Origin of the sequence: Rhodanobacter sp. OR87, from assembly GCF_000473345.1 — a bacterium.
GTDB classification, from domain to species: domain Bacteria; phylum Pseudomonadota; class Gammaproteobacteria; order Xanthomonadales; family Rhodanobacteraceae; genus Rhodanobacter; species Rhodanobacter denitrificans.
Window position 1 is genome coordinate 14,133 of the sequence record NZ_AXBJ01000028.1, and the last position, 24,403, is coordinate 38,535.

Consider the following 24,403-nt stretch of genomic DNA (forward strand, 5'->3'; position numbering starts at 1 on the left):
GGTCCGCACGCACGCCGCCACCGCCGCATGTGACGGCCCAGGCCGGCTGGAGGGCGAGCCATCCTGCGCGGTGCGGCCTCGTGGGAACCTGTCCGCACGACGCCTCATCCAACCCGCGTCCGACCGCGAATCGGCTGGTTGTGACGTCACGCCGCAACCGGCAGCGTCATCGCGGTGGGACAATGGCGAAGTCGAAGCAAACCCATCGGGAGTATGCCTGAAACATCCGAACCAGCACCTGCCGCATGGCGGCTCCCGGTCGTCGTACCCGCGCACACGTCACCGGCGCCTCGCCGCCACGGTGCTGCTCGCAGGCGCGCTGGCCCCGGCCTTGGCCGGTGCCTGCTCCACCTGCGGCTGCTCGCTCAACTCGGACTGGTCAAGCCAGGACTATGCCACCAGCCGCGGCCTGCACCTCAGCGTACGCGAGGATTATTTCGACCAGTCGCGACTGATGCACGGCACCGACACCGTCAGCCGCAGTGCGTTCCAGTACCCCGCTGACGAAGAGGTTCAGCGCAAGACCATCAACCGCACCACCCTGCTCGGCGCGAGCTACAACTTCTCGCGCTACTGGGGTATCTCGGCACAGTTGCCGTATACCGACCGTCACCACCAGACCATTGCCGACGGCGACACCGACATTTCCACCTCCGACACGCGCGGCATTGGCGACCTGCGCCTGCTCGTGCGCTACCAGGGGTTCAGCGACGACGCCGGCCTCGGCATGCAATTCGGCGTGAAGCTGCCCACCGGCCGCTTCACCCAGCGCTTCGCAGCCGGGCCGCAGGCCGGCCAGCCGCTCGACCGCGGCCTGCAACTGGGCACCGGCACCACCGACGCGTTGTTCGGCGTCTACAAGTTCGGCCTGCTCACTGACTCGCTGGCCTACTTCGGCCAAGCCATGGCGCAGGTTCCGCTGGACGCGCGGGACGGCTTCCGCCCCGGCAATTCGCTCAACATCGACTTCGGCGTGCGCTATCTCGACGCCGGACGCATCACGCCGCAGCTGCAGCTGAATATCCACGGCGAGCGGCGCGAAAACGGCCAGCAATCCGACCGCCCCAACAGCGGCGCCACCTTTGCCTATCTCAGCCCGGGCATCAGCGTGAAGCTCAGTCCGCGGCTGGATGCATTCGCGTTCGTCCAGTTGCCGGTGTGGCAACGCGTCAACGGCCTGCAGCTGGAGCCGCGCCGACTCTGGTCGCTGGGCGTGCAGTATCGCTTCTGACCCGCAGCCGCCCGCGGCGCAGCGATCCACGCACAAAAAAACCCGCCGCAGCGGGTTTTTTTGTGCGTGGCGAAGCGGCTCAGGCCGACTTCTTCTTCGGCGCGGCCTTCTTGGCGACAGCCGGCTTGGTCACGGTCGGCTTGGCGCCCACCACGGCCGGCAGCACGCCGTGCGCCCGGGTATTGCCGTAGCTGCCGCGATAGGTCTTGCCGCGACGAGTCTTGCGATCGCCCTTGCCCATGGGGAACTCCTTGATTTATTGGATGAACGGCCTGCCATCATAGCAGTGTTCGGCGCCGCACGGGATAGTCAGCGATGACCGTGTCCGGCGCAGTCTTCGCTCGCGTCCAGACAACTGCCGGGGTCGATCTGCACGGTCACGTGCTGGATGCCGAAACGCTCCAGCAGCATCCGCTTGATCGCCTGCAAAGCCTGCGCTCCATCGGCACACTCGGCCAGCTCGGCATGCACGGTGGCCATGCGCGAGCCCGAGGCCAGCTGCCACACGTGCAGGTGGTGGATGTCGCGGATACCGGGATCGGCGGTGCGCAGCGACGCCTCCACCAGCGCGCTGTCCATGCCGTCGGGCACGCCCTCCAGCAGGATGTGCGCCGACACCCGCAGCAGCCGCCACGCGCTGCCCAGGATCAGCAGCGAGATCAGCAGCGACAGCACCGGGTCGGCCCACAGCCAGCCGAACCAGCGGATCGCCAGCGCCGCCAGCACCGCCGCCAGCGAACCGAGCAGGTCGCCCAGCACGTGCAGGCTGGCGCCGGCCAGGTTGACGTCGTCATGCGCATGCCCGTGCAGGGTACGCAGCACCAGCGCATTCACCAGCAGGCCCGCAATCGCCACCACCAACATGATTCCCGAGAGGATCTCGCCGGGATGCAGCAGCCGTACGCCGGCCTCGTAGACGATCCAGCCGACCAGCACGAACTGGCCCAGCGCATTGACGAATCCCGCCAGCACCTCCATCCGGCCATAGCCGTAACTGCGCCGCGCATCGGCCGGCCGGATGGCCACCCGCGCACCGACGATCGCCAGCAGCAGGGCCAACGCGTCGACCACCATGTGTCCGGCATCGGCCAGCAAGGCCAGCGAACCGGACCACGCGCCGCCGGCCACCTCGACCGCCATCATCGCAGCGGTCAGGCCGAACGCCAACAGCAGCTTGCGACCGCGGCTGCCGGACGCGGCGGTCGGGTCGTGCGCGTGGCCGTGGTCACCGTCGTGAGCGTGCGCGTGCCGATCGGCGTGGGCGGTATTCATGCGTGCATGCTAGGAACGGCTGGCGCCGTTACACAATCACTGCGTTCAGTGCGCGCACTGCGGGCCGTGCACATGGAGGGCATGGTTGCGGCTGTCCAGCCGCAGGTTGGCGAAATGCGCGCCCGCCAGCAGCAGACCGCCGCAGGTCACCAGCACGCTGTGCAGAATCGGCGCAGGACCGTCGATGTAGGTGACGCCGAGCAGCAGCAGGGCCAGACCCGGCACGGCCAGCCGCAACGGCAGCGAGCGCTGGTGCCGGCGATACCCCCGAATCAGTACAAGCGAGGCCAGCACGCAGGCACCCAGCACGAAAGCCCGCTCGAAGCGATGATCGGCCAGGAATTCCAGCCCTACCAGCGGCAGCAGCGCGAGCACGAAGGGCAGCAGCGCGCAATGGATCGCGCACAGGAAGGAAGCCATCGCGCCGACGCGATCGGCGGCGTGCCACCAGCGGGTTTTGTTCGCCTGCTCGGAATCCATCGTCGTGCCCGGCGCCGCCAGACGTGGCGGCTCAGTATCCAGTCGGGCTGGATGTTACATTATAACACTGCCGAACGCCATACCCGGCAACGCGGGTCAGCTCTTGCGGCAATGTCGGCAGGTGCCATGGACTTCCAGCGTCTGCGCCTGCGGGCGGAAGCCGAACGCCTTCGCCTGCGCCTCGATCAGCTCGGCAACCCGCTCGTCGCAGACCTCCTGCGCATTGGAGCAGGTATCGCAGATCAGGAACGGCACCTGGTGCGCCTCGGCCGGGTGGTGGCAGGAGACGAACGCGTTGATCGATTCCAGCTTGTGGATGAAACCGTTCTCGAGCAGAAAGTCGAGTGCGCGATAGACGGTCGGCGGCGCCGCATTGCCGTGCTTCTCGCGCAACTGGTCGAGCAGGTCATAGGCCTTGACCGGCTTGTGCGCGGCCGCGATCAGCTCCAGCACTTCCTTGCGCAGCGGAGTCAGGCGCAAGCCGCGCTCCTCGCTGGCATGTTCCACGGCACGCACGAAACCTTTCGCGTCGTGATGATGCGGGTGGCTCGGATGCGGGTTGCGGGCGGCGTCGTGGCTCAAGCGTTTCACCTCGTGCTGGATCATACACTGCGCCCGTCGCAGCGGCAGCAAGGCTTCAGCGCGGCAAAGGCGGCGGCCGACGCGGCGGTTTGCGGCGGGTTCGCAGCAGCAGCACGATCCAGCCGATCGGCCCCAGCAGCCATGCCCACACGATCCCTTCGAACAGGCGGCCGCGCCACCAGCCGAGCAGCGCGCCCACCGCGACGAACAGCAGGCTCCACCAGAACATGGCTGCCCACGGCAGCATGTTCAACAGGTTGAAGAAGACCTGCCAGAACGCACCCGGCGCGTCGGGATCGACACCATGGGTGGCCTTGGCCAGCAGCTCGTCCATGCCGGGTCAGTGCGTCATCGGCATGGCGGGAAGCTCATTCCCGCGCCATGGCGATCGCGGCGTCGATGCGCGTGAGCGCCTCGTCGCGGCCGGCCAGGTAGATCGTGTGCTCGATCGAGGGCGAGACCTGGGTGCCGGTCATCGCCACGCGCAGCGGCTGGGCGACCTTGCCCATACCGAGTGCCAGCTGCGCGGCGACCTGTTCGATCACCTGGTGGATCGGAGCGGGTTGCCATTCGACCTCGGCGAGCAGCGCCTTCGCCGCCTCCAGCACGGCGACCGCACTGTCGTTCTTCAGGTGCTTGGCGACCGCCTTGTCGTCCCATTCGACGATCGGGCCGTACCAGATCTTCGCGCGCTCGGCCATTTCCTTCAGCGTGTGCACGCGGTCGCGTAGCGCCACGATCACGTCGACCGGCGCCGGGCCGCGCGACGCGTCGATCCCGGCGCGCTGCAGGTGCCACGCGAACTCGGCGGCCAGCGACTGCGGTTCGTCGGTTTTCAGGTAGTGCTGGTTGAGCCAGGCCAGCTTCTCGGTGTCGAAGCGCGAAGCGGCCTTGTTGACGTCGGCGATGTCGAACAGCGCGATCATCTCCCCGCGCGAGAAGATCTCCTGGTCGCCGTGCGACCAGCCCAGGCGCACCAGGTAGTTCAGGATCGCGTGCGGCAGGAAGCCCGCGGCGCGGTACTCCATCACGCTGACCGAGTTGGTGCGCTTGGACAGCTTCTTGCCTTCCTTGTCCAAGATCATCGGCAGGTGCGCGAACTCCGGCACCGCGGCGCCCAGCGCCTGGTAGATGTTGATCTGGCGCGGCGTGTTGTTGACGTGGTCGTCGCCGCGGATCACCTCGGTGATGCCCATGTCGATATCGTCGACCACCACCGCGAAGTTGTAGGTGGGCCAGCCGTCGGAGCGGAAGATCACCAGGTCGTCCAACTCGCTGTTGGCGATCTCGATGCGGCCCTTCACCTTGTCCTCGAACACCACCGAGCCCTCGGTGGGGTTGCGGAAGCGGATCACCCGATTCGGGTCGTCGCGGAAAGGTTCGTTGCGGTCGCGGTAGTAGCCGTTGTAACGCGGTTTTTCGCCCACCTTCATCGCCGCCTCGCGCATCGCCTCGATCTCTTCCTTGCTCTCGTAGGCGTAGTACGCCTTGCCGGCGGCGACCAGTTCGTCGGCGACCTGCCTGTACCGCGCCAGCCGCTGGGTCTGGTAAAACGGACCCTCGTCGGCGTCGAGGTCGAGCCAGTGCATCGCGTCGAGGATCGCCTGCACGGCTTCCTCGGTGGAACGCTCGCGGTCGGTGTCCTCGATGCGCAGGATGAACTCGCCGCCGCGGCGACGCGCCTCCAGCCAGCAATACAGCGCGGTGCGCGCCCCGCCGATGTGCAGGAAACCGGTGGGGCTGGGGGCGAAGCGGGTGCGGACGGTCATGGGAACTCAACGGATGCGGAGCGAAGTGATGGATTTTAGCCGATACCGGGATACTCGCCGCTGCCGCAGCCCACAGCTACGTCGGCGCATTGCCCCGACCATACTCGCCACGCTCATGTCGGGCCTCGCCCTGTCCGCCATGGCCGGCAATCCGGGCTACGACCGCCCTGGCTACGGCTTCACGCCCGTCGCGCTCGGCATGGGCGACATCACCATTGAACAGGGATTGCCGGACTGGAGCCGTGATCGACAAGACGGCATCTCCATCTCGCAGTACAGCGCCGACAGCCTGCTGCGCATCGGCATCGGCGGCCCGCTGGAACTGCAACTGGGCAGCTCGCCATGGAACTCGTTGCGGCAGGACGGTGCCGGCAGCGGTGATCGCAGTCATGGACATGGCGACACGACACTCGGGCTGAAACTGGCACTGCCGTCCTCGAACCCGGCCTTCGGCTGGGGCCTGCTGGGCAGCGTGGAATTCACCGATGGCGCGAAGGCATTCCGCAGCGACCGGCGCCAATACCTGCTCGGCGCACAGTTCAACCTGCAGGCAAGCGGGAGCAACTCGCTGGGTCTGTATCTGCAGGATGTGCGCAGTGGCGGCGCTGACAGCACCACCGTGGCAGCCAGCGACAACTACACGCTGGACAGCACGCTGATGCTGTATATCGAAGCCGCGCGGCTGCACACGCCGGATCAGGGCAGCGGCACGGTTGCCGGTGCCGGACTGGCATGGATGATCACCCCACGCGTGCAGCTCGACGCCGGCTTCGACCATCGGCTGGACGGTGCGGCGCCCGACTGGCAGGCCAATCTGGGCGTCGCGGTCTACTTCGGGCACTGAGCGCGGGAAGCAAGCCGGCGCCGCCCGAAACTCACTTGACGTGGATGGTGATCTTCCTCGACACCACGGCCGGCTCGAACGGCACATGGTTCTGGTCGCCCAGTTCCAGCTGCAGGGTGTGGGTACCGGGCTTCAGCTTCAACGTGGTCTCGGTCTGGCCGCCGCCGAAATGGATGTGCTGCTCGTCCTTCGGAATCGGCTGGCCGGCGGGCGGCAGTTCCTTCACGTCGACCAGCAAGTGGTGATGGCCGGTGTGCTCCTTGGCCACGCCGGCCGGCGCCACGCCCATGCCCTTGAGGCCGAAGCGCACGGTGACGTCCTGGCCCACGGTGGCGCCGTCCTTCGGCGAGATGAGGTAGACCTCGGCGCCGGCGGGAGCTGGTGTGACCGGCAGGCCGGCGGGGGCATCGGCGGCCAGCGCGGCGCCGGTCAGTCCGGCCAGGGCCAGGGCGAGCAGGATGCGTTTCATCGTCGGCCTCCAGCGGTGAAGGATGCCCCCCAGTGTAAGCGCTGCGGCGCCCGCAAGGCACCGATGCGTCACTGCCACGTCATGCGCCCGCCACGCCGCCGCAACGCGAAACGGCGAAGCTGCGTCCAGCCAGCACGGACATCGTCATGCGCATCGGCATCGTCAGCGAAACCTACCCACCGGAAATCAACGGCGTCGCGCTGACCGTGCACAGTCTCGCCGCCGGGCTCGCCGCCCGTGGCCACAACATCGACCTGATCCGCCCGCGCCAGCCGCAGCCGCACGGCGACGAAGCCGGCATCGACGTGCTCGAATTACGCGGCGGCGCGCTGCCGCGTTACCCCGGCCTGCGCTTCGGTCTGCCCGCCGGCCACACCCTGCGCCGGCACTGGTCGCGGCAGCGTCCCGATGCGGTGTACGTAGCCACCGAAGGGCCGCTCGGCTGGTCGGCCATGCGTGCCGCCAGGCAGTTGGGCATTCCGCTCAGCAGCGGTTTCCACACCCGCTTCGACAGCTACGCCAGCCATTACGGCGTGGGCCTGCTCACGCCGCTGGTACGCGGCTACCTGCGTCGTTTCCACCAGCGCGCCATCGCCACGCTGGTGCCGACCGATGCGCTCGCACAGGAATTGCACGCCATGGGCATCACCAACGCACGCTTGCTGCGCCGCGCCGTGGATACGCAGCTGTTCCACCCGAACCGGCGCGACATGGCTTTGCGCGCCGACTGGGGCGTGGACGCCGCCACGCCGGTGGTGCTGTACGTCGGGCGCATCGCGCCGGAAAAGAATCTCGAGCTGGCGGTGCGGGCTTTTCGCGCGATCCAGCGGCAGGTGCCGCAGGCGCGCTACGTGTGGGTCGGCGACGGTCCGGCCCGCGGCGCACTGCAGGCCGCCCATCCGGACTTCATCTTCGCCGGCGTGCAAGGCGGCGAAGCGCTGGCGCGGCACTATGCCAGCGCCGACCTGTTCCCGTTCCCCAGCCTCAGCGAAACCTTCGGCAACGTGATCATCGAGGCCCTGGCCGCCGGCCTGCCGGTGGTGGCGTATGCCGAGGGTGCCGCGCGCGAGCACCTCGTCGACGGCGTCAACGGCTGCCGCATCGCCTCGGGCGACGAGGCGGCCTTCATCGATGCCTCGGTGAGACTGGCTAGCAACCCGGCACTGATCCGGCACATGGGGCGCGCGGCGCATGCCGGCGTGGCGGGACTCTCGCCGGAAGCGGTGATCCGCGATTTCGAATCCCTGCTGCGCGACATGGCCGAGGAGAACCTGCATGAACACGCCTCCATCGCTGCCCGCCTCTGAGCTTCTGCCCGGACCGCGTTTCGCGCTGGACCGCCGCGTCTGCGTGATCGCCAACCACTGGGGCGCCCGCCGCGTGGTGGGAGCCTTCTTCGGCGCGGTCAGCCGGCTCGGTGACGGCGTGTTCTGGTACGCACTGATGGCCGCGCTGGCCATGCTCGGCGGCCCGCGCGGCATCGCCGCAGCAGCGCACATGGCAGCCACCGGGCTCGCCGCGCTGCTGCTGTATCGCCTGCTCAAGCGCTGGACGCGCCGCCCGCGCCCGTATCGCGCCTGCCCCGGCGTGATCGCACACGTGCCGCCGCTGGACGAGTTCAGTTTTCCGTCCGGGCATACCTTGCAGGCGGTGGGTTTCAGCACTGTGGCGCTGGCCTGGTATCCGCCGCTGGCACCGCTGCTGCTGGGCTTCACCGCACTGGTCGCCGTCTCGCGGGTGATCCTCGGCTTGCACTACCCCAGCGACGTGCTGGCCGCCATCGTCATCGGCGGCGGCCTCGGCAGCGCGTCGCTATGGCTGGCATCGTTGCTCGGCTGAGTACGGCACTGCGCAGAACCTGCGCACGCCGTCGGCCCCGCCTTTGCGCTCAAGCAGATAGCACACTTGTCCACAGGCTTTGCCGCCCGCGCTCCACAATCGCTGTGGAAAACCGGTGCCGCATGCGGCGCCGTCATGCGCAACTCGTGACCAGCGCGTAGCAAGTGCTTGATGGATCAACGGCGAAAGCGGCTTGTCCACAGGCTTTGCCCGAACGCTTCCACAGCCGCTGTGGAAAACCCGCCAGCGCTAACGACGATGCCGCCCGCAGGCGGCATCGCATCATCGCCGACAGAGCACCCGCTCAGGCCGCGCGCGGCGCCTTCATCAGGATGCCGAGCAGGTCGGCCAGCTTGTCGCGCATCTCGCGGCGGTCGACGATCAGGTCGATCGCGCCGTGGTCCAGCAGGAACTCCGAACGCTGGAAGCCTTCCGGCAGGGTTTCGCGCACGGTCTGCTCGATCACGCGCGGGCCGGCGAAGCCGATCAGCGCCTTCGGTTCGCCGATGTTGATGTCGCCCAGCATCGCCAGGCTGGCGGAGACGCCGCCGGTGGTCGGGTTGGTCAGCACGCTGATGTACGGCACACCGGCGTCGCGCAGGCGTGCCAGCGCGGCCGAGGTCTTGGCCATCTGCATCAGCGAGAACAGCGCCTCCTGCATGCGCGCGCCGCCGGTGGCGGAGAAGCACACCAGCGCGCTGCGGTCGGCCAGCGCGCGCTCGGCGGCGCGAGCGAACTTCTCGCCGACCACCGAACCCATCGAGCCGCCCATGTAGGCGAACTCGAATGCCGCCGCCACCAGCGGGCGGCCCTTGAGCCGGCCGCTCATCACGACCATCGCATCCTTCTCGCCGATCTTCTTCTGGGTGGCGACGATGCGGTCGCGGTACTTCTTCGAGTCGCGGAACTTCAGCGGGTCGGTCGGCTCCAGGCCGGCCCACAGTTCCTGCGCCGAACTTTCGTCGAGCAGCGCATCGAGCCGCGCGCGTGCACTGATGTAATGGTGATGGCCGCACTTGGGGCAGACCATCAGGTTGCGCTCCAGCTCCGGCTTGTACAGCACCGTGCCGCAGCCGCCGCACTTCTCCCACACGCCCTCGGGCACCGAGCCCTTGCCGCCGTTGGTGGCGTGCGGGCGGGTGCGCGGGTTCATGATTTTCTGCAGCCAATTCATTGCATCACCCTGACTATTCGTGAGTGCGCCACCATCCGGCGGTGCGTGCCCTCAATGGGCATCCAGCGCGGCGCGGATCGGTGCCAGGAACGCCTGCGTGCGCCGGGTGATTTCCCCGGCGTCCGTCGCCCCGGCCAGCCGATCCACCAGTGCGCTGCCGATCACCACCGCATCGGCAAAACCGGCGATCGCCTTCGCGCTCGCCGCATCGCGGATGCCGAAACCGACCGCCACCGGCGCCTTCGCCCGGGCACGGACATCGGCCACGCGGGCGGCGATGTCACCGGTGCTCAAGTGTGCCGCACCGGTGATGCCTGCGAACGAGACATAGTACAGGAAACCCTCGGCCGAACCGCACAGCTGCGCCATACGCGAGGGTTCGGTGGTCGGTGCGGCAAGCAGGATCCGTTGCAGCCCAGCGTCGCGCAGCGGCTGCAGCACGGCGGACTCCTCCAGCGGGCAATCGACCAGCAGCACACCGTCGACCCCGGCCTGCACGGCCTCTCCGGCGAAGCGCGCGTAGCCGTGCGTCTCGATGGGATTGAGGTAACCCATCAACACGATCGGCGTGTCCGCATCGTGCTGGCGGAATGCGGCGACCCAGCCCAGCACGTCGGCCAGGCCGATGCCCTTGGCGATCGCGCGCTCGCTGGCGTGCTGGATCACCGGGCCGTCCGCCATCGGGTCGGAGAATGGCACGCCCAGCTCGATCAGGTCGGCGCCGGCGTCGACCAGCGCATGCATCAGCGCCACCATGTGCTCAGGCGACGGATCGCCCGCGGTGACGAACGGAATCAGGCCGGTGCGGTTGGCGGCTTTCAGTGCGGCGAAGCGGCGGTCGATGCGGCTCATACCTCGACTCCTTCGCGCGCCGCGATGGTGTGCACGTCTTTGTCGCCGCGGCCGGACAGGTTGCACAGCACGATGCCGTCCTTCGGCAACTCGCGCGCCAGCTTGACCGCCTGCGCCACCGCGTGGCTGGATTCCAGCGCGGCCAGGATGCCTTCGGTGCGCGCCAGCAGGTGGAACGCGGCCAGCGCCTCGTCGTCGGTGATGCCGACGTACTCGGCGCGACCGGTATCCTTCAGGAACGCGTGCTCGGGGCCGACGCCGGGATAGTCCAGGCCAGCCGAGATCGAGTGCGTCTCGGTGATCTGGCCGTTGTCGTCGCACAGCACATAGGTGCGGTTGCCGTGCAGCACGCCGGGCCGGCCGGCCGCCAGCGACGCGGCGTGATGGCCGGTGGTGATGCCCTCGCCCGCCGCCTCGGCGCCGACGATGCGCACGCCAGCGTCGTTGAGGAAGGCATGGAACAGGCCGATCGCGTTGGAGCCGCCGCCGACGCAGGCGGTCAGCACGTCCGGCAGGCGACCGTACTCTTCGAGCATCTGCGCGCGCGCCTCGCGCCCCACGATCGCGTTGAAGTCGCGCACCATCAGCGGATACGGGTGCGGGCCGGCCACGGTGCCGATGATGTAGAAGGTGTCGGCGACGTTGGTGACCCAGTCGCGCATCGCCTCGTTCAGCGCGTCCTTCAGCGTCTTCGAGCCGGAGGTCACCGGCACCACCTCGGCACCGAGCAGCTTCATGCGATAGACGTTGATCTTCTGCCGCTCGATATCCACCGCGCCCATGTAGACCACGCACTTCAGGCCCAGCCGCGCCGCCACCGTGGCGCTGGCCACGCCGTGCTGGCCGGCGCCGGTCTCGGCGATGATGCGGGTCTTGCCCATGTTGCGCGCGACCAGCGCCTGGCCGACCGTGTTGTTGATCTTGTGTGCGCCGGTATGGTTGAGGTCCTCGCGCTTGAACAGGATGCGCGCGCCGCCGACGTGCTGCGACAGCCGCTCGGCGTGGTAGATCGGACTGGGCCGGCCGACGTAGTGCTTGAGGTCGCGGTCGAGCTCGGCGATGAAGGCCGGATCCTCGCGCAGGCGCAGGTAGGCTTCGGTCAGCTCGGCCAGCGGCGCCATCAGGGTCTCGGCAACGTAGCTGCCGCCGTAGTTGCCGAAGCGGCCGTGCGCGTCGGGGTAAGCGTTGTAGTCCACGATCTGGCTCATTTCGTCACTCGGGGAAGGGCATGCCGCACTGCGGCAAGCAGCCATCTTAGCGGCAAGCCCGGCCGAACGGGGTCACAGATAGCGGCGGATGGAGGCCCTGAACTCGGCCAGTTGGCCGGGCGTGAGCGGGCCGAGGATGCCGCGCCGGCCGGCGGGCAAGTGTGCGGCGGGATCCTCGTCGCCAAACACGTAGTAGCCCAGCAGCTCCCTCCACGCCGCCCGTTCCGCCGGCGGCAGCGAGCGGAAGGCGAGGATGCAGTGCATCAGACAGCCCAGCGCCGTGTCCGGCGCATGGCCATCGGCAAGCACCGGCTTCCACCAGTAGTTCACCAGCGCGTTGATCCGCTGCAGCGATTCCACGTGATGCCACCACAGCGGCGGAATGTAGATCGCGTCGCCGGGATGCAGCTCCGCCACCTGCGCCGCAGCCAGCGCCAGCTTCAGGCCGGGATAGCGCGGGTCGTCGGGACGGTCGAGCCGGGCAATGCCGATCGCCGCGCCGGTGGGTGCGAAATCCAGCGGCCCCACGTACAGGTTGCGCGCCTGCTCCGGCGCGAACAGGGTGAAGCGCCGCACGCCGCACACCACGCAGGCGACGTTGTGGTACTCGTCGAAATGCGCCGGCGTGGTGACCCGGTTGCCGATCCAGATGCGCGGCTGGATGCTGGGATCAAGGAACGGCAGCGCGTGGTCGTCCAGCAACCCCGGCAGGCAGGCGCCGATCAACGCGCTCTGCATGGCCAGCCCCGGCGCCTCCGGCTGACGGCTGTACTGCGCCAGCCGTTGCAGGCCCTGGCCGATCGAGACGCGGTGATGCGTGTAGTTGAAGCCGTCGAACGCCGCGTTGTAGCCGATCACCCCGCCCTCGCCCGCAGGCAGCAGCAGCGCATCGACCTCGCTGCCGTTGTCCCGCCGCGCCAGCTCCCGCGCGAATGCGTCGTCCGACTGCCGCGCCCAGGCCACCATCGGCCAGTCGCGGCACAGGCCGCGGATCACCAGCGGGCGCGCATGGCCGACCAGGTCGGCAAGCGCGGGCGCACCGTCGCCATCGCGGCATTCCTCGATGGCAACCGGCGCGCCGCTCACGCCGCGTCTGCCGCGCGCACCGCGCGGATGAAGGCTGCCAGCCGGGCCGGGTCCTTGATCCCCGGTGCCGACTCCACCCCGCTGGCCACGTCCACCGCCCATGGGCGCGCCGTGCGCACGGCCTCGCCCACGTTGCCGGCATGCAGGCCGCCGGCGAGGACCAGCGGCTGCACCGGATCGCGCGGCAGCAGCGACCAGTCGAACGTCCTGCCGCTGCCGCCGGCCTCGCTGGCCGCATGGCCGTCCAGCAACACGCCTGCGGCCTGCGGGTACTCCCGCAGCCACGGCAACGCCGCCACGCCCTCGCCCATTGCGATGGCCTTCAGGAACGGACGGCCAAATTGCGCGCACCAGGCATCGCTCTCGTTGCCGTGGAACTGCAGCAGCGTGGGTCGCACTTCATCGAGCACCTGCCGCACCAGGCCGGGCTCGTCGTCCATGAACAAGGCCACGCTGGCCACAAACGGCGGCAGCGCCGCCACGATCTCGCGTGCCCGCGCCAGCGTCACCTGCCTCCGACTGCGCGCGGTGAACACCAGCCCGATCGCGTCCGCGCCGAGCCGCGCGGCGAGCAGCGCGTCGCCCACCCGAGTCATGCCGCAGCACTTGATGCGGGTCACCGGCCGGCTCCCGGCAGGCAGACGTCTGGCGGCAGGCCCCAGTGCGCCTCGTAGCGCGGGCCGATGAAGGTCAGCCCGGAAGACGGTGCGGTCGGCCCGGCCACCTGGCGGTCGCAGCCGGCCAGCAGTTCGGCCATCCATTCGACCGGTTGCTCGCCGCGGCCAATCGGCAGCAGCGAGCCGACGATGTTGCGCACCATGTGGTGCAGGAATGCATTCGCCTCGATGTCGACGAACAGCTGCTCACCCTCGCGCCGCACGCTCACCGCGAGCACGCTGCGGCGCGGATGCGCGGCCTGGCAGGACAAGGCGCGGAACGCGCTGAAGTCGTGCTCGCCGAGCAGCGCCTGGACGGCGGCGTGCATGCGCTCGGCATCCAGCGGCAGGCGCTCCCAGGTGACGTAGCGCGCATCCAGCGCCGCGCGCACCGGCCGGTTGAGGATGTGGTAGCGGTAGCGCCGGCTGCGCGCCGCGTAGCGCGCGTGGAAACTGTCCGGCACCGGCTGCGCCCACAGCACCGCCACGCTGGCCGGCAGGTTGGAACAGCTGCCCAGCACCCAGCCGCGCATGTCGCGGCGCGCCTCGGTGTCGAAGTGCACGACCTGGCAGCGCCCATGCACACCGGCATCGGTGCGTCCCGCGCAGCTGACCTCGACCGGATGGTCGGCCACCTTCGACAACGCTTCCTCCAGCACGCCCTGCACGCTGACGTCAGCCTTCAGGCGCTGCCAGCCGCTGAAATCGGTACCGTCGTATTCGATGCCCAGGGCAATGCGCATGGAGTCGTGCAGGGGTCCGCGGAAAGCAGAAAGATTAGCAGGCCGCAACGGCATCGGGCCGGCAAGGGCCGGCCCGATTTGTCCCGCGGGAAGCGCGCCGTGACTCAGTGCAGGCTGTCGAGCAGGCGCTTGGCGGTGTCCTTCTGCATCTGGCTGCCTTCCTTGACCACCTCGCCGAGCATGGCGCGGGCGCCTTCGGCGTCGCCCATGTCGATGTAGGCACGGGCCAGGTCGAGCTTGGTGTCCACCGGGTCATCGTTGAACTCGCCCAGGTCGTGGCCGCCATCGGCCGCGAGCGGCGTGCTGTCTTCTTCGTCGAAGTGCCAGCTCGACACGGGCTCGGCGGGCGCCGACGGCCGGCTCGCCGCCAGCGGGGCGGCCACGGTGGCGTCGTCCGCGGCCTGCGCCGGGCGGGCCGGCGGTTCGACGACAGCCCGGGTCAGATCGAAATTGAAGTTGTACTCGCTGACGGGCTTGGACGCGCCCGGCGGCAGCGGCGGCGGCATCGAGGAAACCACCGTTGGCGCGTCGGCCTTGTCGGCATAGTCGTCGATGTTGAACCCGCCGCGCGCCTCGGCGTCGTCAGGCACTGCCGATTCGGCGTGATGGTCGAACAGCGGGTGGCCCGGCACCAGGTCCTCGCCCATGTGCAGCACGTCCTGCCACTCGTCCTGCTGCGGATCGGTGATGTGGGCGTGCATCGCCTCGGCCGCCGCTTCGAAATGCTCGACGTCGCGGCGCGAGTAATACAGGGTGACCAGTTCCAGGTGCAGGCCGATGTCGTCGGGGTGTTCGGCCAACTGGTCGAGCAGCTCGTCCTGGTCGACGTCGTCGCCCGGCAAGTCCTGACCGGCGGCAGGCGCCGAACCGAAGCGATCGGCCAACGACGACGCGGCCTTCGGCGCGTCGGCTGCCGGCTTGCGCCGACGTCCCAGCATGGCCAGCAGGATCAGCAGCACGACGGCGCCGGCCGCGGCCGCCCAGGCCCAGGTCTGCATGTACCACGGTTGCTCGAGCGTCGCCGGCACGCTGGCCGGATGCATCGCTGCCGGCTTCTCAACCGGCTTGGCCGGCGCCGGTGTCGCGATCGGCGTGGTCACCACGGACGCGCCGTGGGCTGGTGCGCCGGCCAGGCTGGAGGCAGCCACCGGCGTGCTTGCCGCGGTCGAACCGGCCGCCACTGGCGCCGCGCTCACGCCGGCGGCGGTGCTGGCCATGGCTGTGGCGGTTTCCAGTTTTTCCGTGGGCGCGGCGGCCGCGACGGGCGTAGTCTTCGCGCTGCTGGCGGCGGCCACCGGCGTCGCGGCCGGCGGCATGCCGGCAGCCTTGCGTGCGGCGGCCAGCTTGGCCTGCAGCTCGGCGATCTCGTTGTCCTTCAGTGACAGCAGACGCTCGTTCTTGCTGTTGATGTCCGCCAGATCCTTCAGGCGGCCTTTCAGGTCGGCGCTCTGCTGCTGCAGGCTGGCCAGGCTTTCCTGGGTGCGCAGGAGATCCTGGCGGAGGCCGGTGCTGGACTTGTCGCCCGCGCCGCCGCCACGGGTTCCCGCGCTGCTGCCTTCCTTCGCCGGCACCAGCGCCAGCCGGTCGCCGGCATCCGGCGCGCGGGCGGGCGTGGCGGTGCTGCTGGCGCGGGTGGCGGCATCGGCCACCACCGTCGGCTTGCCCGGCACGCCGGCACGCCAGTCGCTGTTTTGCCGACGTACCTCGGCGACTGCAGCGGCGATCGTCATGGCCTGCGCTTCGGCCGAGGTCGGCACGCGCAGCACCGAACCGCTCTTCAGCGCATTGATGTTGTTGCGGTAGAACGCATCGGGGTTGGCCTGTTGCAGGGCCAGCATCATCTGCTGTGCGTCCACGCCGGCCGGCGCCACGCTGCGCGCGATGCTGGACAGCGTCTGGCCGTGCTCGACCGGGCCGTACTGGCCGTTGTTGAGCGCCGGTGCCGCCGGTTTCGGTTTCTGGATCGGTGCGGGTGCCGGCGCGGGTGCCGCCGGCTTGGGCTGGGCAGCCACCGGCGCGGTGACCGGCGCCCGGGTGTGCGGTGCCGGCTGGCTCGGCGCCGGGGTGGCTGGCGCGGCTGGTGCGGTCGGCGCGGCCGCGGCCGCCGACGCACCCGGCGGATCGAGCAGGATGGCGTACTCGCGCACGCTCTTGCCGGCCTTGCCGTTTACCTCGATCAGCAAGTCGAGGAAGGGGTCGTCCACCGGCGCACTGCTGGTGATGCGGATCACCGGGTGGCCGGCGCCGGCGTTCGCCACACTGAAGTGCAAGGGAATCGCGGTACGCCCGCCGGCGATGCCGGCGCGGGCGAATTCCTCGCTGGACGCCAGCTGGACGGTGAGCCCCTGCAGTTCCGCCGGGCTGTCGGGATGCAGCGGGATCTCGGCCAGCAGCGGCTGTCCCAGTGCCGATTTGACCTGGATCTGGCCGAGATCTACCGCCATGGCCTGGCTGCTGCCCAGCGCCAGCACGATCAGCATCGACAACTTCAACGAACGATTCATTGCATGTTCCCCCGAACGATCCTGGCGCGACTCTCTAATTCGTTCATGGCGTTGCCGCCATGGCGGCCCGCCCCAAATGAGGTGCCACTTTAGTTACATGCAGGCCAATCAACAATAGCTGCAGCGAATACTTGCAATGCATTGCTGCGGCATGTTCTCACCGAAGCGGCCTTTTTCAACGCGAGCCCGGGGCCGGTCCGGCCTGCAACTCGTGCAGCCGTCGCTGCAGCTCGGCGATGGCCTGGTCCTGCTGCTTCAGCCGTTCGCTGGCCCGCCGGCTGTCCAACTCCTGCCGGTCCAGATCCTGCTTCAGCCGTTTCACCTCGGCCTGGCTGCCGGCCAGATGCCGCTGGACCGTCGACAGCGACTTTGCCGGTGCGGGCGCAGTCGGCAACGATGTCGCCCGGTCGCCGGCCCAGGCCGCCGACACGGTGACAAACCCCACGGCCGCCATGAGTGGCATCCAACGCATGTCAGAGATAATCCTCGATCAGCAATTCGGCGATCTGCACTGCATTCAGCGCCGCGCCCTTGCGGATATTGTCCGAGACGATCCACAGATCCAGCCCGCGCTCGTGCGAGATGTCCTCGCGGATGCGCCCGACGTACACCGCATCGGTGCCGGCCGCCTCGCCCACCGGGGTCGGATAGCCGCCCGGCTTGCGCTCGTCCACCAGCACCACGCCCGGCGCCTGCCGCAGCAGTTCGCGGGCCTGTTCGGCGGTGATCTTGTCGCTGGTCTCGATGTGCACTGCCTCGGAATGGCCATAGAACACCGGCACGCGCACTGCGGTCGGGTTCACCTGGATCGACTCGTCCTCCAGGATCTTGCGGGTCTCCCACACCAGCTTCATTTCCTCCTTGGTGTAGCCGTTCGGCTGGAAATCGTCGATCTGCGGGATCACATTGAACGCGATCTGGGCCGGGAATTTCTTGCCCGGCTCCACGCTTTGGAAGTTCAGCAGCGCCGCAGTCTCCCGGCCCAGTTCCTCCATCCCGCTGCGGCCAGCGCCGGAAACCGACTGGTAGGTGGCCACGTTGATCCGCTCGATCTGCACCGCGCGGTGGATCGGCGCCAGCGCCACCAGCATCTGCATGGTCGAACAGTTCGGGTTCGCGATGATGCCGCGCGTGGTGTACTGCGCGATCGCATGCGGATTGACTTCGCTGATCACCAGCGGGATGTCGTCCTGGTAGCGGAACTCCGAGGTGTTGTCGATCACCACCGCACCGGCCGCCGCTGCGCGCGGCGCGTGCTCGCGGCTGACCGAGCCGCCGGCCGAGAAGAACGCGATGTCGACGCCGGCGAAGTCGTAGGTGTCCAGCAGTTGCACGGTGACGTCCTTGCCGCCGAACTTGACCTTGCCACCGGCCGAACGCTCGCTCGCCAGCGGCACCAGCTCGCTGACCGGGAACTCGCGCTCGGCGAGGATCGCCAGCACGGTCTCGCCGACCGCGCCGGTGGCGCCGACCATGGCGACCTTGTAGCTGCTCTTCTGACTCATGGGTGGTGTTCTTCGCTCAGGGTGGGGAGGCCGTGCCGGCGGTCAGGCCAGCACGTTGGGATTGAGGATCGTGGGTGGCCGCCCGGCCTGCGGACCATGGCCGAACAGCGCCAGCACATTGTCCACGGCCAGGGCGGTCATCGCACGGCGCGTTTCGGTGCTGGCACTGGCGATATGCGGGCTGAGCACCACGTTGTCCAGTTCGAGCAGGCCCGGGTGCAGCGCCGGCTCGCCTTCGAACACGTCCAGCCCGGCCGCCAGCTCGGAGGGACTGAACTTGCGTTCCTCCGGCTCGACCGTCACCTCGAGGTGCGGTTCGAGCCGGGCGACGATGCCCGGGAAGGTGGGGCGCGAGACCCAGACGCGGGGCTTGTCGGTCATCGGCGCGGTTCCGGTTGCGATAGTCGATTCATCACGGAATGCGCGGCGCCACCGCCCCCACGTCGCCGCACTGGGCACGGTGGCGCAGCGCATGGTCGATCAGCACCAGCGCCACCATCGCCTCGGCGATCGGGGTGGCGCGGATGCCGACGCAGGGATCGTGGCGACCCTTGGTCACCACTTCCACAGGTTCCCCGGCCAGGTTCACGCTGCGGCCGGGGATCAGGATGCTGGAAGTCGGCTTCAGCGCGATCGAGGCGACCACCGGCTGGCCGCTGCTGATGCCGCCGAGGATGCCGCCGGCATGATTGGACGCGAAGCCGTCCATGCCCATCTCGTCGCGATGCTCGCTGCCGCGCTGCGCGACCGCAGCGAAGCCGTCGCCGATCTCCACGCCCTTGACCGCGTTGATCGACATCAGCGCACTGGCCAGGTCGCCGTCCAGCTTGCCGTAGATCGGTTCGCCCCAACCCGGCGGCACGCCGTCGGCGACCACGTCGACGCGCGCACCGACCGAGTCGCCGGACTTGCGCAGCGCGTTGATGTAGGTCTCCAGCGCCGGCACCTGGTCCGCATCGGGCCAGAAGAACGGGTTCTGCTCCACCGCGTCCCAGTCGAACGCATCCGGCACGACCTCGCCGATCTGCGCCAGGTAGCCGCGCACGCGCACACCGTGGTGCTCGGCCAGCCACTTCTTGGCGAGCACGGCCGCAGCCACGCGCATGGTGGTCTCGCGCGCCGAGGAACGCCCGCCACCGCGCGGATCGCGGATGCCGTACTTCTGCCAGTAGGTGTAGTCGGCGTGGCCGGGACGGAAGCTCGACGCGATGTCGCCGTAGTCCTTGCTGCGCTGGTCGGTGTTGCGGATCAACAGCGCGATCGGCGTGCCGGTGGTCCTGCCTTCGTATACGCCGGAGAGGATCTCCACCTCGTCCGCCTCGTGCCGCTGCGAGGTGTAGCGGCTGCGGCCGGTGGCACGACGATCGAGATCGCTGTGGAATTCCTCGGCACTGATCGCCAGGCCCGGCGGGCAGCCGTCGATCACGCAGCCGATCGCCGGCCCATGGCTTTCGCCGAAGGTGGTGACGGTGAACAGTTTGCCGAAGGAATTGCTGGACATGGGACATCCGGGACTAAAGATCGAAGCATACCGGCAGTGGCCTCCGGTAGGAGCCCGCTGGCGGGCGATGCTCTTGTCTTGATGCCTGGTGGAGATTCAGAACAAAAGCATCGCCCGCCAGCGGGCTCCTACGGTGGGGGCGCCAGCCACTCGCGGGCCAACAGGGCGAACACCACGTCGTCGACCCATTCGCCGCGCAACCACAGGCTCTCGCGGTGATGGGCCTCCTGGCGCATGCCCAGCGCGCGCAGCAGCGCCACGCAGGCCAGGTTGCGCGGGTCGGCCGAGGCCTGGACGCGGTGCCGGCCCCACGCGCCGAACGCCTGCTCGAACAGCGCACGCACCGCCTCGCCGGCGTAGCCGCGGCCCTGCCCGGCCGGCGCGATGCTGATGCCGAACTCGACCGATGCCCTGGCATCCTCCGGCAGGTTCACGCCGAGGTCGCCGATCAGCCGGCCGTTTTCACGCAGGCGGATCGCGCGCTGGAACCAGCCATGTGCAGGCTGCAGCGGCTGTGTGACGATGAACCCGCGAGCGGCGGCGACGTCGGCCGGACACCAGCCCTGGTAGCGGGCCACCGCGGGATCGGCGCGACAGGCGAACAGTGCCTCGGCATCGGCCGGACGCAACGCGTCGATCCGCAATCGCGCCGTGACCAGCTCCATCGCTCAGCCCGGACGACGCGCGGCCGCCGCCGCGCGGATCGCCGCCGCGTGCTCGACCAGGTCGCGCCGCTCCAGCGCGAACACGCCCATCGGGCCGACCTTGAACTCGATCCACACGAACGGCACTTCCGGAAGCAACGCGGCCAGCGCGTGCTCGCTCTCGCCCACCTCGACGATCAACAGGCCATCGTCGGTGAGATGGGCGGCCGCCTCGTCCAGCATGCGCAGGCACAGGTCCAGGCCGTCCACGCCGGAGGTCAGGCCGAGCTTCGGTTCGTGCGCGTACTCGCCGGGCAGCGCGGCGTATTCGTCTTCGGTGACGTACGGCGGATTGGAAACGATCAGGTCGTACTTGCGTCCGGCCACGTCGGCGAACAGGTCGGAGCGGATCGCCTCGACGCGGCCCTCGACGTGCTGGAAGGCGATGTTCTCGCGCGCCAGCGACAGCGCCTCGTCGCTGATGTCGACGATGTCGACCCGCCACTCGGGGTTGTACTCGGCCATCGCGATGCCGATGCAGCCCGAGCCGGTGCACAGGTCCAGCGCGCGCTCGATGTGGCGCTCGTCCAGCCACGGCGCGAAGCCCGACTCGATCAGCTCGGCGATCGGCGAACGCGGCACCAGCGCGCGGCGGTCGCTCTTGAACTTCAGCCCGGCGAACCAGGTTTCGCCGACCAGGTAGGCCACCGGCAGGCGCTCGCTGACGCGGCGCTCGATCAGCGCCAGCACGTTCGCGCGCTCGGCCGCGGTGAGCCGGCCGGCGCCGTACGCCGGCGGGATGTCCGGCGGCAGGTGCAAGCTGGCCAGCACCAGATGGGTGGCCTCGTCGATCGGGTTGTCGTGGCTGTGGCCGAAGGTGAGCCCGGCGGCCGAAAAGCGGCTGGCACCGTAGCGGATGAAGTCGATGATGGTGGCGAGCTCGGCGGTCACGGCGATCCAGGGTGCGGTGGATTGGCCGGTCATTATAAGGCCTGCAGCGGTGTCCACCCCGTATACTGGGCGGATGACTTTCAACGTATTCCTGCAGTACATCCTGCCGCACCGCGCGCTGTCGCGAGTGGTCTACTGGGCCACGCGCTGGACCTTCGCGCCGTGGAAGAACTGGCTGATCGCCACCATCGTGCGCAACTACGACGTGAACATGGCCGAGGCGGCGCAGCCCGACCCGCTGGCCTACCAGCATTTCAATGCGTTCTTCACGCGCAAGCTCAAGCCCGGCGCACGCCAGGCCGATGCCGACCCGACCGCCCTGCTCTCGCCGGCCGACGGCCGTATCAGCCAGGCCGGCACGATCGTCGACGGGCGCATCTTCCAGGCGAAGGGGCAGGAATACACCGCCGCCGAACTGCTCGGCGGCGACGAGACCGCCGCCGCGCCGTACCGCAACGGCCGCTTCGTCACCGTCTACCTGTCGCCGCGCGACTACCACCGCGTGCACATGCCGCTGAAAGGCACGCTGAAGGAAACCGTGCACGTGCCCGGGCGCATCTTCAGCGTTGCGCCGTTCGCGGTCGCGGCGATCCCGCGGCTGTTCGCGCGCAACGAGCGGCTGGTCTGCCACTTCGAGGGCGAACGCGGCCCGTTCGTGGTGGTGATGGTGGGCGCGATCCTGGTCTCCTCGGTGGCCACAGTGTGGGACGGCCTGGTGATCCCGCCGTACGCGTCGTCGATCCGGCGCAAGTCGTTCGCCGGCCAGCACGTCACGCTGGAACGCTTCGCCGAGATGGCGCGCTTCAACATGGGTTCCACCGTGATCCTGCTGCTGCCCGAGGGCGCGGCCGAGCTGGACGCCCTGCAGCCGCAGCAGGCCGTGCAGGTGGGCCAACGGCTGGGGCAACGGCTGGAACGCCGCTGAGCATCGCCCCAAACTGACGCCGTGCGTCATTTTGTGACGTCCTAGGCGCTATTGCAGCGATCGCTTCGCTACGCTCCTGGCTTCGCCGCCCGCACTGCGTGCCGCGAAACTCCAGCGCCGAAGGGGATCCCATGCAAATACTCACTCCGTTCCTCGTGATGATGCGCGCGCGCCGGTTGGGCCGGCAGTTCCGCGACATCGAACGCAGCGTGCGCGCCCTGCCCAAGCGCAGCCGCGAGCGCCTGGGCACGCTCACCCTGCGCGAGATCGGGCAAGCCTCGCGCAGCGACTTCCCCCACCTATACGGCACCGCGCCGGAAGCGCGCTACCTGCCCTGGGGTCAGGGCACCGAGGCGGGTTACGAGCGCGCGTGTTCGAACAACGCCGAAGTGGCGCTGCGCGGCATCGCGCTGTGGCTGGCCGTGGCCTATCACGAAACCAAGAACTCCCCGCACGCCAGCCTGCAGCCGCAACACCGCCAGCTGATGCAACTGCTGCGCGAACTGAAGGAAGTTCACGGCGCCGGCACCGCCGGCAACCACAACGGCAACAGCTGGGTGCAGGAAAGCGCCGTCGCCTGAAGGCGTACGGCGCGGCGGCGGATCAGCGGCAGACCGGCAGCTTCAAGGTCTGCCCGATGCTGATGCGGTGATGCTTCAGCCCGTTCGATTCGGCGACTTCCTGCACGCTGGAGCAATGCAGCTTGCGCACGATGCTGACCAGCGTGTCGCCCCGGCGAACGGTGTAGCGGCGGGTGCCCCTCGGCACCGGCACCGGCGCCACCGGGGCCGCCACCACCGGCACCACCGCGCGGTGCAGGTCGCCGGCGAGGATCGGCCATGGGCCATCGACGCAGCGCGTGGCGTAGGCGCGCTCCAGCAGCTTCGGCAACTGCAGCGGCGTGCCGGCCGGCTGGGTCACCTGCGGGTCCAGCCGCGGGTTGAGGTTGCGCAGGGTGCGGAACCAGCCATCCCTCATTCCGCCGGCCGAGCCCAGGCAGACAGTCAGCTCCGACAACGAGGCCGGCCGCTGCAGGGTGACCGTACCGGGCGCACCGTCGACCTTCGGGAAGCGCAGGTTGTAGCTGTCCGGATGCTGGAACAGCCACGCCGCGGCGAGCACCGCCGGCACGTAGTCGCGGGTTTCCTGCGACAGCTGGTCGTAGATGCGCGGGTCGTAGAAGCTCACCGCGGTATCGTCGCCGACCGTGCGGCGCATGCGCCCTTCGCCGCCGTTGTAGGCGCCGAGCGCGAGTTCGAGGTTGTCGTTGAAGACGCGCAACTGCTCGTTGATGTACTTCGCGTTCGCCCGCGCCGAGGCGGCGGGATCGAAGCGCAGGTCGAAGCCGCTGTCGCTGCCCAGGCCGAAGCGCATGCCGGTGGCGTACATGAACTGCAGCGGCCCCGACGCACCCGAGCGTGACACGGCGTGCACCTTGCCGCCGGATTCCTTGGCCATGATGCCGAACAGCAGCGCCTCGGGCAGGTCCGCCTTCTGGTACTGCGGCCACATCTGGTAACGCAGGTACTGGTAGTTGACCCAGGCATCCATCAACTGCGGGCGCCACTGGGTCAGCCACATCTCCAGCGCCGCCTTCACCGGCCCGTTCATCGCGATCAGCTGCGACAGCTTCTGCCCGTGCAGCAGGGTCACGCTGCGCTGCGCCTGCGGCAGGCTGGCGGCACCGGTGCTGCCGGTGGCCAGCGCAGCCTGCGCTGGATCGACGTCGCTGTCCAGATCCTGGCCGCTGCCGAAATCGCCGTCCTTCAGGCGCAGCAGGTGGTCGAACGCGGAGAAGAACCGCTGCGGATCGCAGCCGGCAGTATTGCCGCAACGTGCCGACGCCTCCTTCAGGCGATCCAGCGAGTGGGTCAGGGTCAGCCGCGAGGCCTGCAGGTCGCCTTCGCGCGATTGCTGCAGGGCGGTCTCGTAGCCCTTGCTGGCCTGGTCGAGTTCGCCGTACAGCGTGTCGAGCGGGGTGGCCGGCCTGGCGCCGCCGGTGCTGACACAGGCGGCCAGCAGACTGATCGCGACGGCCAGCGGAGCCAGACGCAGGGTACGCACAACGGAACACGACGGCATCACGAACTTCTACCTGCGGAAAACGCCCACCATAGCGGGCGCAAGGCTTCGACTCAACGCGCCGCGACAGCGTCGCCGGCTTGGTT

General features: G+C 69.0%; 26 protein-coding genes and 1 pseudogene. 6 read left to right on the plus strand and 21 right to left on the minus strand.

What is annotated here, in order from left to right:
- Nucleotides 1-301 precede the first annotated feature (301 nt).
- The gene (locus RHOOR87_RS0116530; RefSeq protein ID WP_231381824.1) at nucleotides 302-1,231 is read left to right on the plus strand and encodes a transporter; all 930 of its coding nucleotides are present in this window, start codon (nucleotides 302-304) and stop codon (nucleotides 1,229-1,231) included.
- 79 nt (nucleotides 1,232-1,310) lie between these two features.
- On the opposite strand, the gene RHOOR87_RS20040 is transcribed toward RHOOR87_RS0116530, so the two are convergent.
- From RHOOR87_RS20040 to gltX, 6 genes are all read right to left on the minus strand, one after another.
- Nucleotides 1,311-1,472, minus strand: coding sequence for a 30S ribosomal protein THX (locus RHOOR87_RS20040; protein WP_007512991.1), 162 nt, complete (start codon nucleotides 1,470-1,472; stop codon nucleotides 1,311-1,313).
- Between the two features lie 68 nt (nucleotides 1,473-1,540).
- Entirely contained in the window at nucleotides 1,541-2,503 is a 963-nt protein-coding gene (locus RHOOR87_RS0116540) for a cation diffusion facilitator family transporter (protein WP_027485649.1), read from the minus strand.
- 45 nt (nucleotides 2,504-2,548) lie between these two features.
- The gene (locus RHOOR87_RS0116545) at nucleotides 2,549-2,983 is read right to left on the minus strand and encodes a MerC domain-containing protein (protein WP_007512987.1); all 435 of its coding nucleotides are present in this window, start codon (nucleotides 2,981-2,983) and stop codon (nucleotides 2,549-2,551) included.
- 96 nt (nucleotides 2,984-3,079) lie between these two features.
- A complete protein-coding gene (locus RHOOR87_RS0116550; protein WP_015447335.1) occupies nucleotides 3,080-3,589 on the minus strand; it encodes a transcriptional repressor in 510 nt (169 codons plus the stop codon).
- A gap of 31 nt (nucleotides 3,590-3,620) precedes the next feature.
- Nucleotides 3,621-3,899: a hypothetical protein gene (locus tag RHOOR87_RS0116555; RefSeq protein ID WP_007512982.1), complete on the minus strand. Its 279-nt coding sequence runs from the start codon at nucleotides 3,897-3,899 to the stop codon at nucleotides 3,621-3,623.
- A 34-nt stretch (nucleotides 3,900-3,933) separates the two neighbouring features.
- Nucleotides 3,934-5,334, minus strand: coding sequence for a glutamate--tRNA ligase (gltX, locus tag RHOOR87_RS0116560; RefSeq protein ID WP_027485651.1), 1,401 nt, complete (start codon nucleotides 5,332-5,334; stop codon nucleotides 3,934-3,936).
- A gap of 115 nt (nucleotides 5,335-5,449) precedes the next feature.
- Between gltX and RHOOR87_RS0116565 the strand changes: the two genes are divergently transcribed.
- On the plus strand, nucleotides 5,450-6,178 hold the full coding sequence (locus tag RHOOR87_RS0116565; protein ID WP_027485652.1) for a transporter: 729 nt from the start codon (nucleotides 5,450-5,452) through the stop codon (nucleotides 6,176-6,178).
- Between the two features lie 31 nt (nucleotides 6,179-6,209).
- Here the strand turns inward: RHOOR87_RS0116565 and RHOOR87_RS0116570 are convergent, their stop codons facing one another.
- Entirely contained in the window at nucleotides 6,210-6,647 is a 438-nt protein-coding gene (locus RHOOR87_RS0116570) for a DUF4399 domain-containing protein (protein ID WP_007512975.1), read from the minus strand.
- Nucleotides 6,648-6,793: 146 nt separating this feature from the next.
- Between RHOOR87_RS0116570 and RHOOR87_RS0116575 the strand changes: the two genes are divergently transcribed.
- Both RHOOR87_RS0116575 and RHOOR87_RS0116580 read left to right on the plus strand, forming a co-directional pair.
- Nucleotides 6,794-7,954, plus strand: a complete 1,161-nt coding sequence (locus RHOOR87_RS0116575) for a glycosyltransferase family 1 protein (protein WP_043795786.1) — start codon at nucleotides 6,794-6,796, stop codon at nucleotides 7,952-7,954.
- Entirely contained in the window at nucleotides 7,923-8,486 is a 564-nt protein-coding gene (locus RHOOR87_RS0116580) for a phosphatase PAP2 family protein (RefSeq protein WP_007512972.1), read from the plus strand. The genes RHOOR87_RS0116575 and RHOOR87_RS0116580 overlap by 32 nt, the downstream gene beginning before the upstream one ends.
- A gap of 304 nt (nucleotides 8,487-8,790) precedes the next feature.
- Here the strand turns inward: RHOOR87_RS0116580 and accD are convergent, their stop codons facing one another.
- The 13 genes and pseudogenes from accD to prmB form a co-directional block, all read right to left on the minus strand.
- Nucleotides 8,791-9,660: an acetyl-CoA carboxylase, carboxyltransferase subunit beta gene (gene accD, locus RHOOR87_RS0116585; protein WP_007512971.1), complete on the minus strand. Its 870-nt coding sequence runs from the start codon at nucleotides 9,658-9,660 to the stop codon at nucleotides 8,791-8,793.
- A gap of 51 nt (nucleotides 9,661-9,711) precedes the next feature.
- Nucleotides 9,712-10,512, minus strand: coding sequence for a tryptophan synthase subunit alpha (trpA, locus tag RHOOR87_RS0116590; protein WP_027485654.1), 801 nt, complete (start codon nucleotides 10,510-10,512; stop codon nucleotides 9,712-9,714).
- A complete protein-coding gene (trpB, locus tag RHOOR87_RS0116595; RefSeq protein ID WP_027485655.1) occupies nucleotides 10,509-11,720 on the minus strand; it encodes a tryptophan synthase subunit beta in 1,212 nt (403 codons plus the stop codon). The genes trpA and trpB overlap by 4 nt, the downstream gene beginning before the upstream one ends.
- 72 nt (nucleotides 11,721-11,792) lie before the next feature.
- A complete protein-coding gene (locus RHOOR87_RS0116600) occupies nucleotides 11,793-12,806 on the minus strand; it encodes a cupin-like domain-containing protein (RefSeq protein ID WP_027485656.1) in 1,014 nt (337 codons plus the stop codon).
- Complete coding sequence (locus tag RHOOR87_RS0116605) at nucleotides 12,803-13,426, minus strand: phosphoribosylanthranilate isomerase (RefSeq protein WP_027485657.1); 624 nt, start codon at nucleotides 13,424-13,426, stop codon at nucleotides 12,803-12,805. Before RHOOR87_RS0116605 ends, RHOOR87_RS0116600 begins: the two co-directional genes overlap by 4 nt.
- Nucleotides 13,423-14,205 (minus strand): tRNA pseudouridine(38-40) synthase TruA, encoded by a 783-nt coding sequence (gene truA, locus RHOOR87_RS0116610; protein WP_027485658.1) that lies wholly within the window; start codon nucleotides 14,203-14,205, stop codon nucleotides 13,423-13,425. The genes RHOOR87_RS0116605 and truA overlap by 4 nt, the downstream gene beginning before the upstream one ends.
- 104 nt (nucleotides 14,206-14,309) lie before the next feature.
- A complete protein-coding gene (locus RHOOR87_RS0116615) occupies nucleotides 14,310-16,709 on the minus strand; it encodes a FimV/HubP family polar landmark protein (RefSeq protein WP_027485659.1) in 2,400 nt (799 codons plus the stop codon).
- A 175-nt stretch (nucleotides 16,710-16,884) separates the two neighbouring features.
- Nucleotides 16,885-17,163: a hypothetical protein gene (locus tag RHOOR87_RS0116620; RefSeq protein WP_015447324.1), complete on the minus strand. Its 279-nt coding sequence runs from the start codon at nucleotides 17,161-17,163 to the stop codon at nucleotides 16,885-16,887.
- A 19-nt stretch (nucleotides 17,164-17,182) separates the two neighbouring features.
- Complete coding sequence (locus RHOOR87_RS0116625; RefSeq protein ID WP_027485660.1) at nucleotides 17,183-18,214, minus strand: aspartate-semialdehyde dehydrogenase; 1,032 nt, start codon at nucleotides 18,212-18,214, stop codon at nucleotides 17,183-17,185.
- 42 nt (nucleotides 18,215-18,256) lie between these two features.
- Nucleotides 18,257-18,472: pseudogene (locus RHOOR87_RS20850) on the minus strand (NAD(P)-dependent oxidoreductase); the annotation flags it as partial.
- Nucleotides 18,473-18,626: 154 nt separating this feature from the next.
- On the minus strand, nucleotides 18,627-19,715 hold the full coding sequence (aroC, locus tag RHOOR87_RS0116635; protein WP_027485662.1) for a chorismate synthase: 1,089 nt from the start codon (nucleotides 19,713-19,715) through the stop codon (nucleotides 18,627-18,629).
- 128 nt (nucleotides 19,716-19,843) lie between these two features.
- On the minus strand, nucleotides 19,844-20,380 hold the full coding sequence (locus RHOOR87_RS0116640) for a GNAT family protein (protein ID WP_027485663.1): 537 nt from the start codon (nucleotides 20,378-20,380) through the stop codon (nucleotides 19,844-19,846).
- Between the two features lie 3 nt (nucleotides 20,381-20,383).
- Entirely contained in the window at nucleotides 20,384-21,343 is a 960-nt protein-coding gene (prmB, locus tag RHOOR87_RS0116645) for a 50S ribosomal protein L3 N(5)-glutamine methyltransferase (RefSeq protein ID WP_196806993.1), read from the minus strand.
- 40 nt (nucleotides 21,344-21,383) lie between these two features.
- On the opposite strand from prmB, the gene asd reads away from it, so the two are divergent.
- Nucleotides 21,384-22,235 carry an archaetidylserine decarboxylase gene (gene asd, locus RHOOR87_RS0116650; RefSeq protein WP_027485665.1) on the plus strand — a complete coding sequence of 284 codons (852 nt, stop codon included), beginning with the start codon at nucleotides 21,384-21,386 and terminating at the stop codon, nucleotides 22,233-22,235.
- Nucleotides 22,236-22,366: 131 nt separating this feature from the next.
- Nucleotides 22,367-22,816 carry a hypothetical protein gene (locus RHOOR87_RS19375; RefSeq protein WP_015447317.1) on the plus strand — a complete coding sequence of 150 codons (450 nt, stop codon included), beginning with the start codon at nucleotides 22,367-22,369 and terminating at the stop codon, nucleotides 22,814-22,816.
- Nucleotides 22,817-22,838: 22 nt separating this feature from the next.
- Here RHOOR87_RS19375 and RHOOR87_RS0116660 read toward each other — a convergent pair whose 3' ends face one another.
- Nucleotides 22,839-24,317 (minus strand): transglycosylase SLT domain-containing protein, encoded by a 1,479-nt coding sequence (locus tag RHOOR87_RS0116660; RefSeq protein ID WP_027485666.1) that lies wholly within the window; start codon nucleotides 24,315-24,317, stop codon nucleotides 22,839-22,841.
- Nucleotides 24,318-24,403: the final 86 nt, after the last annotated feature.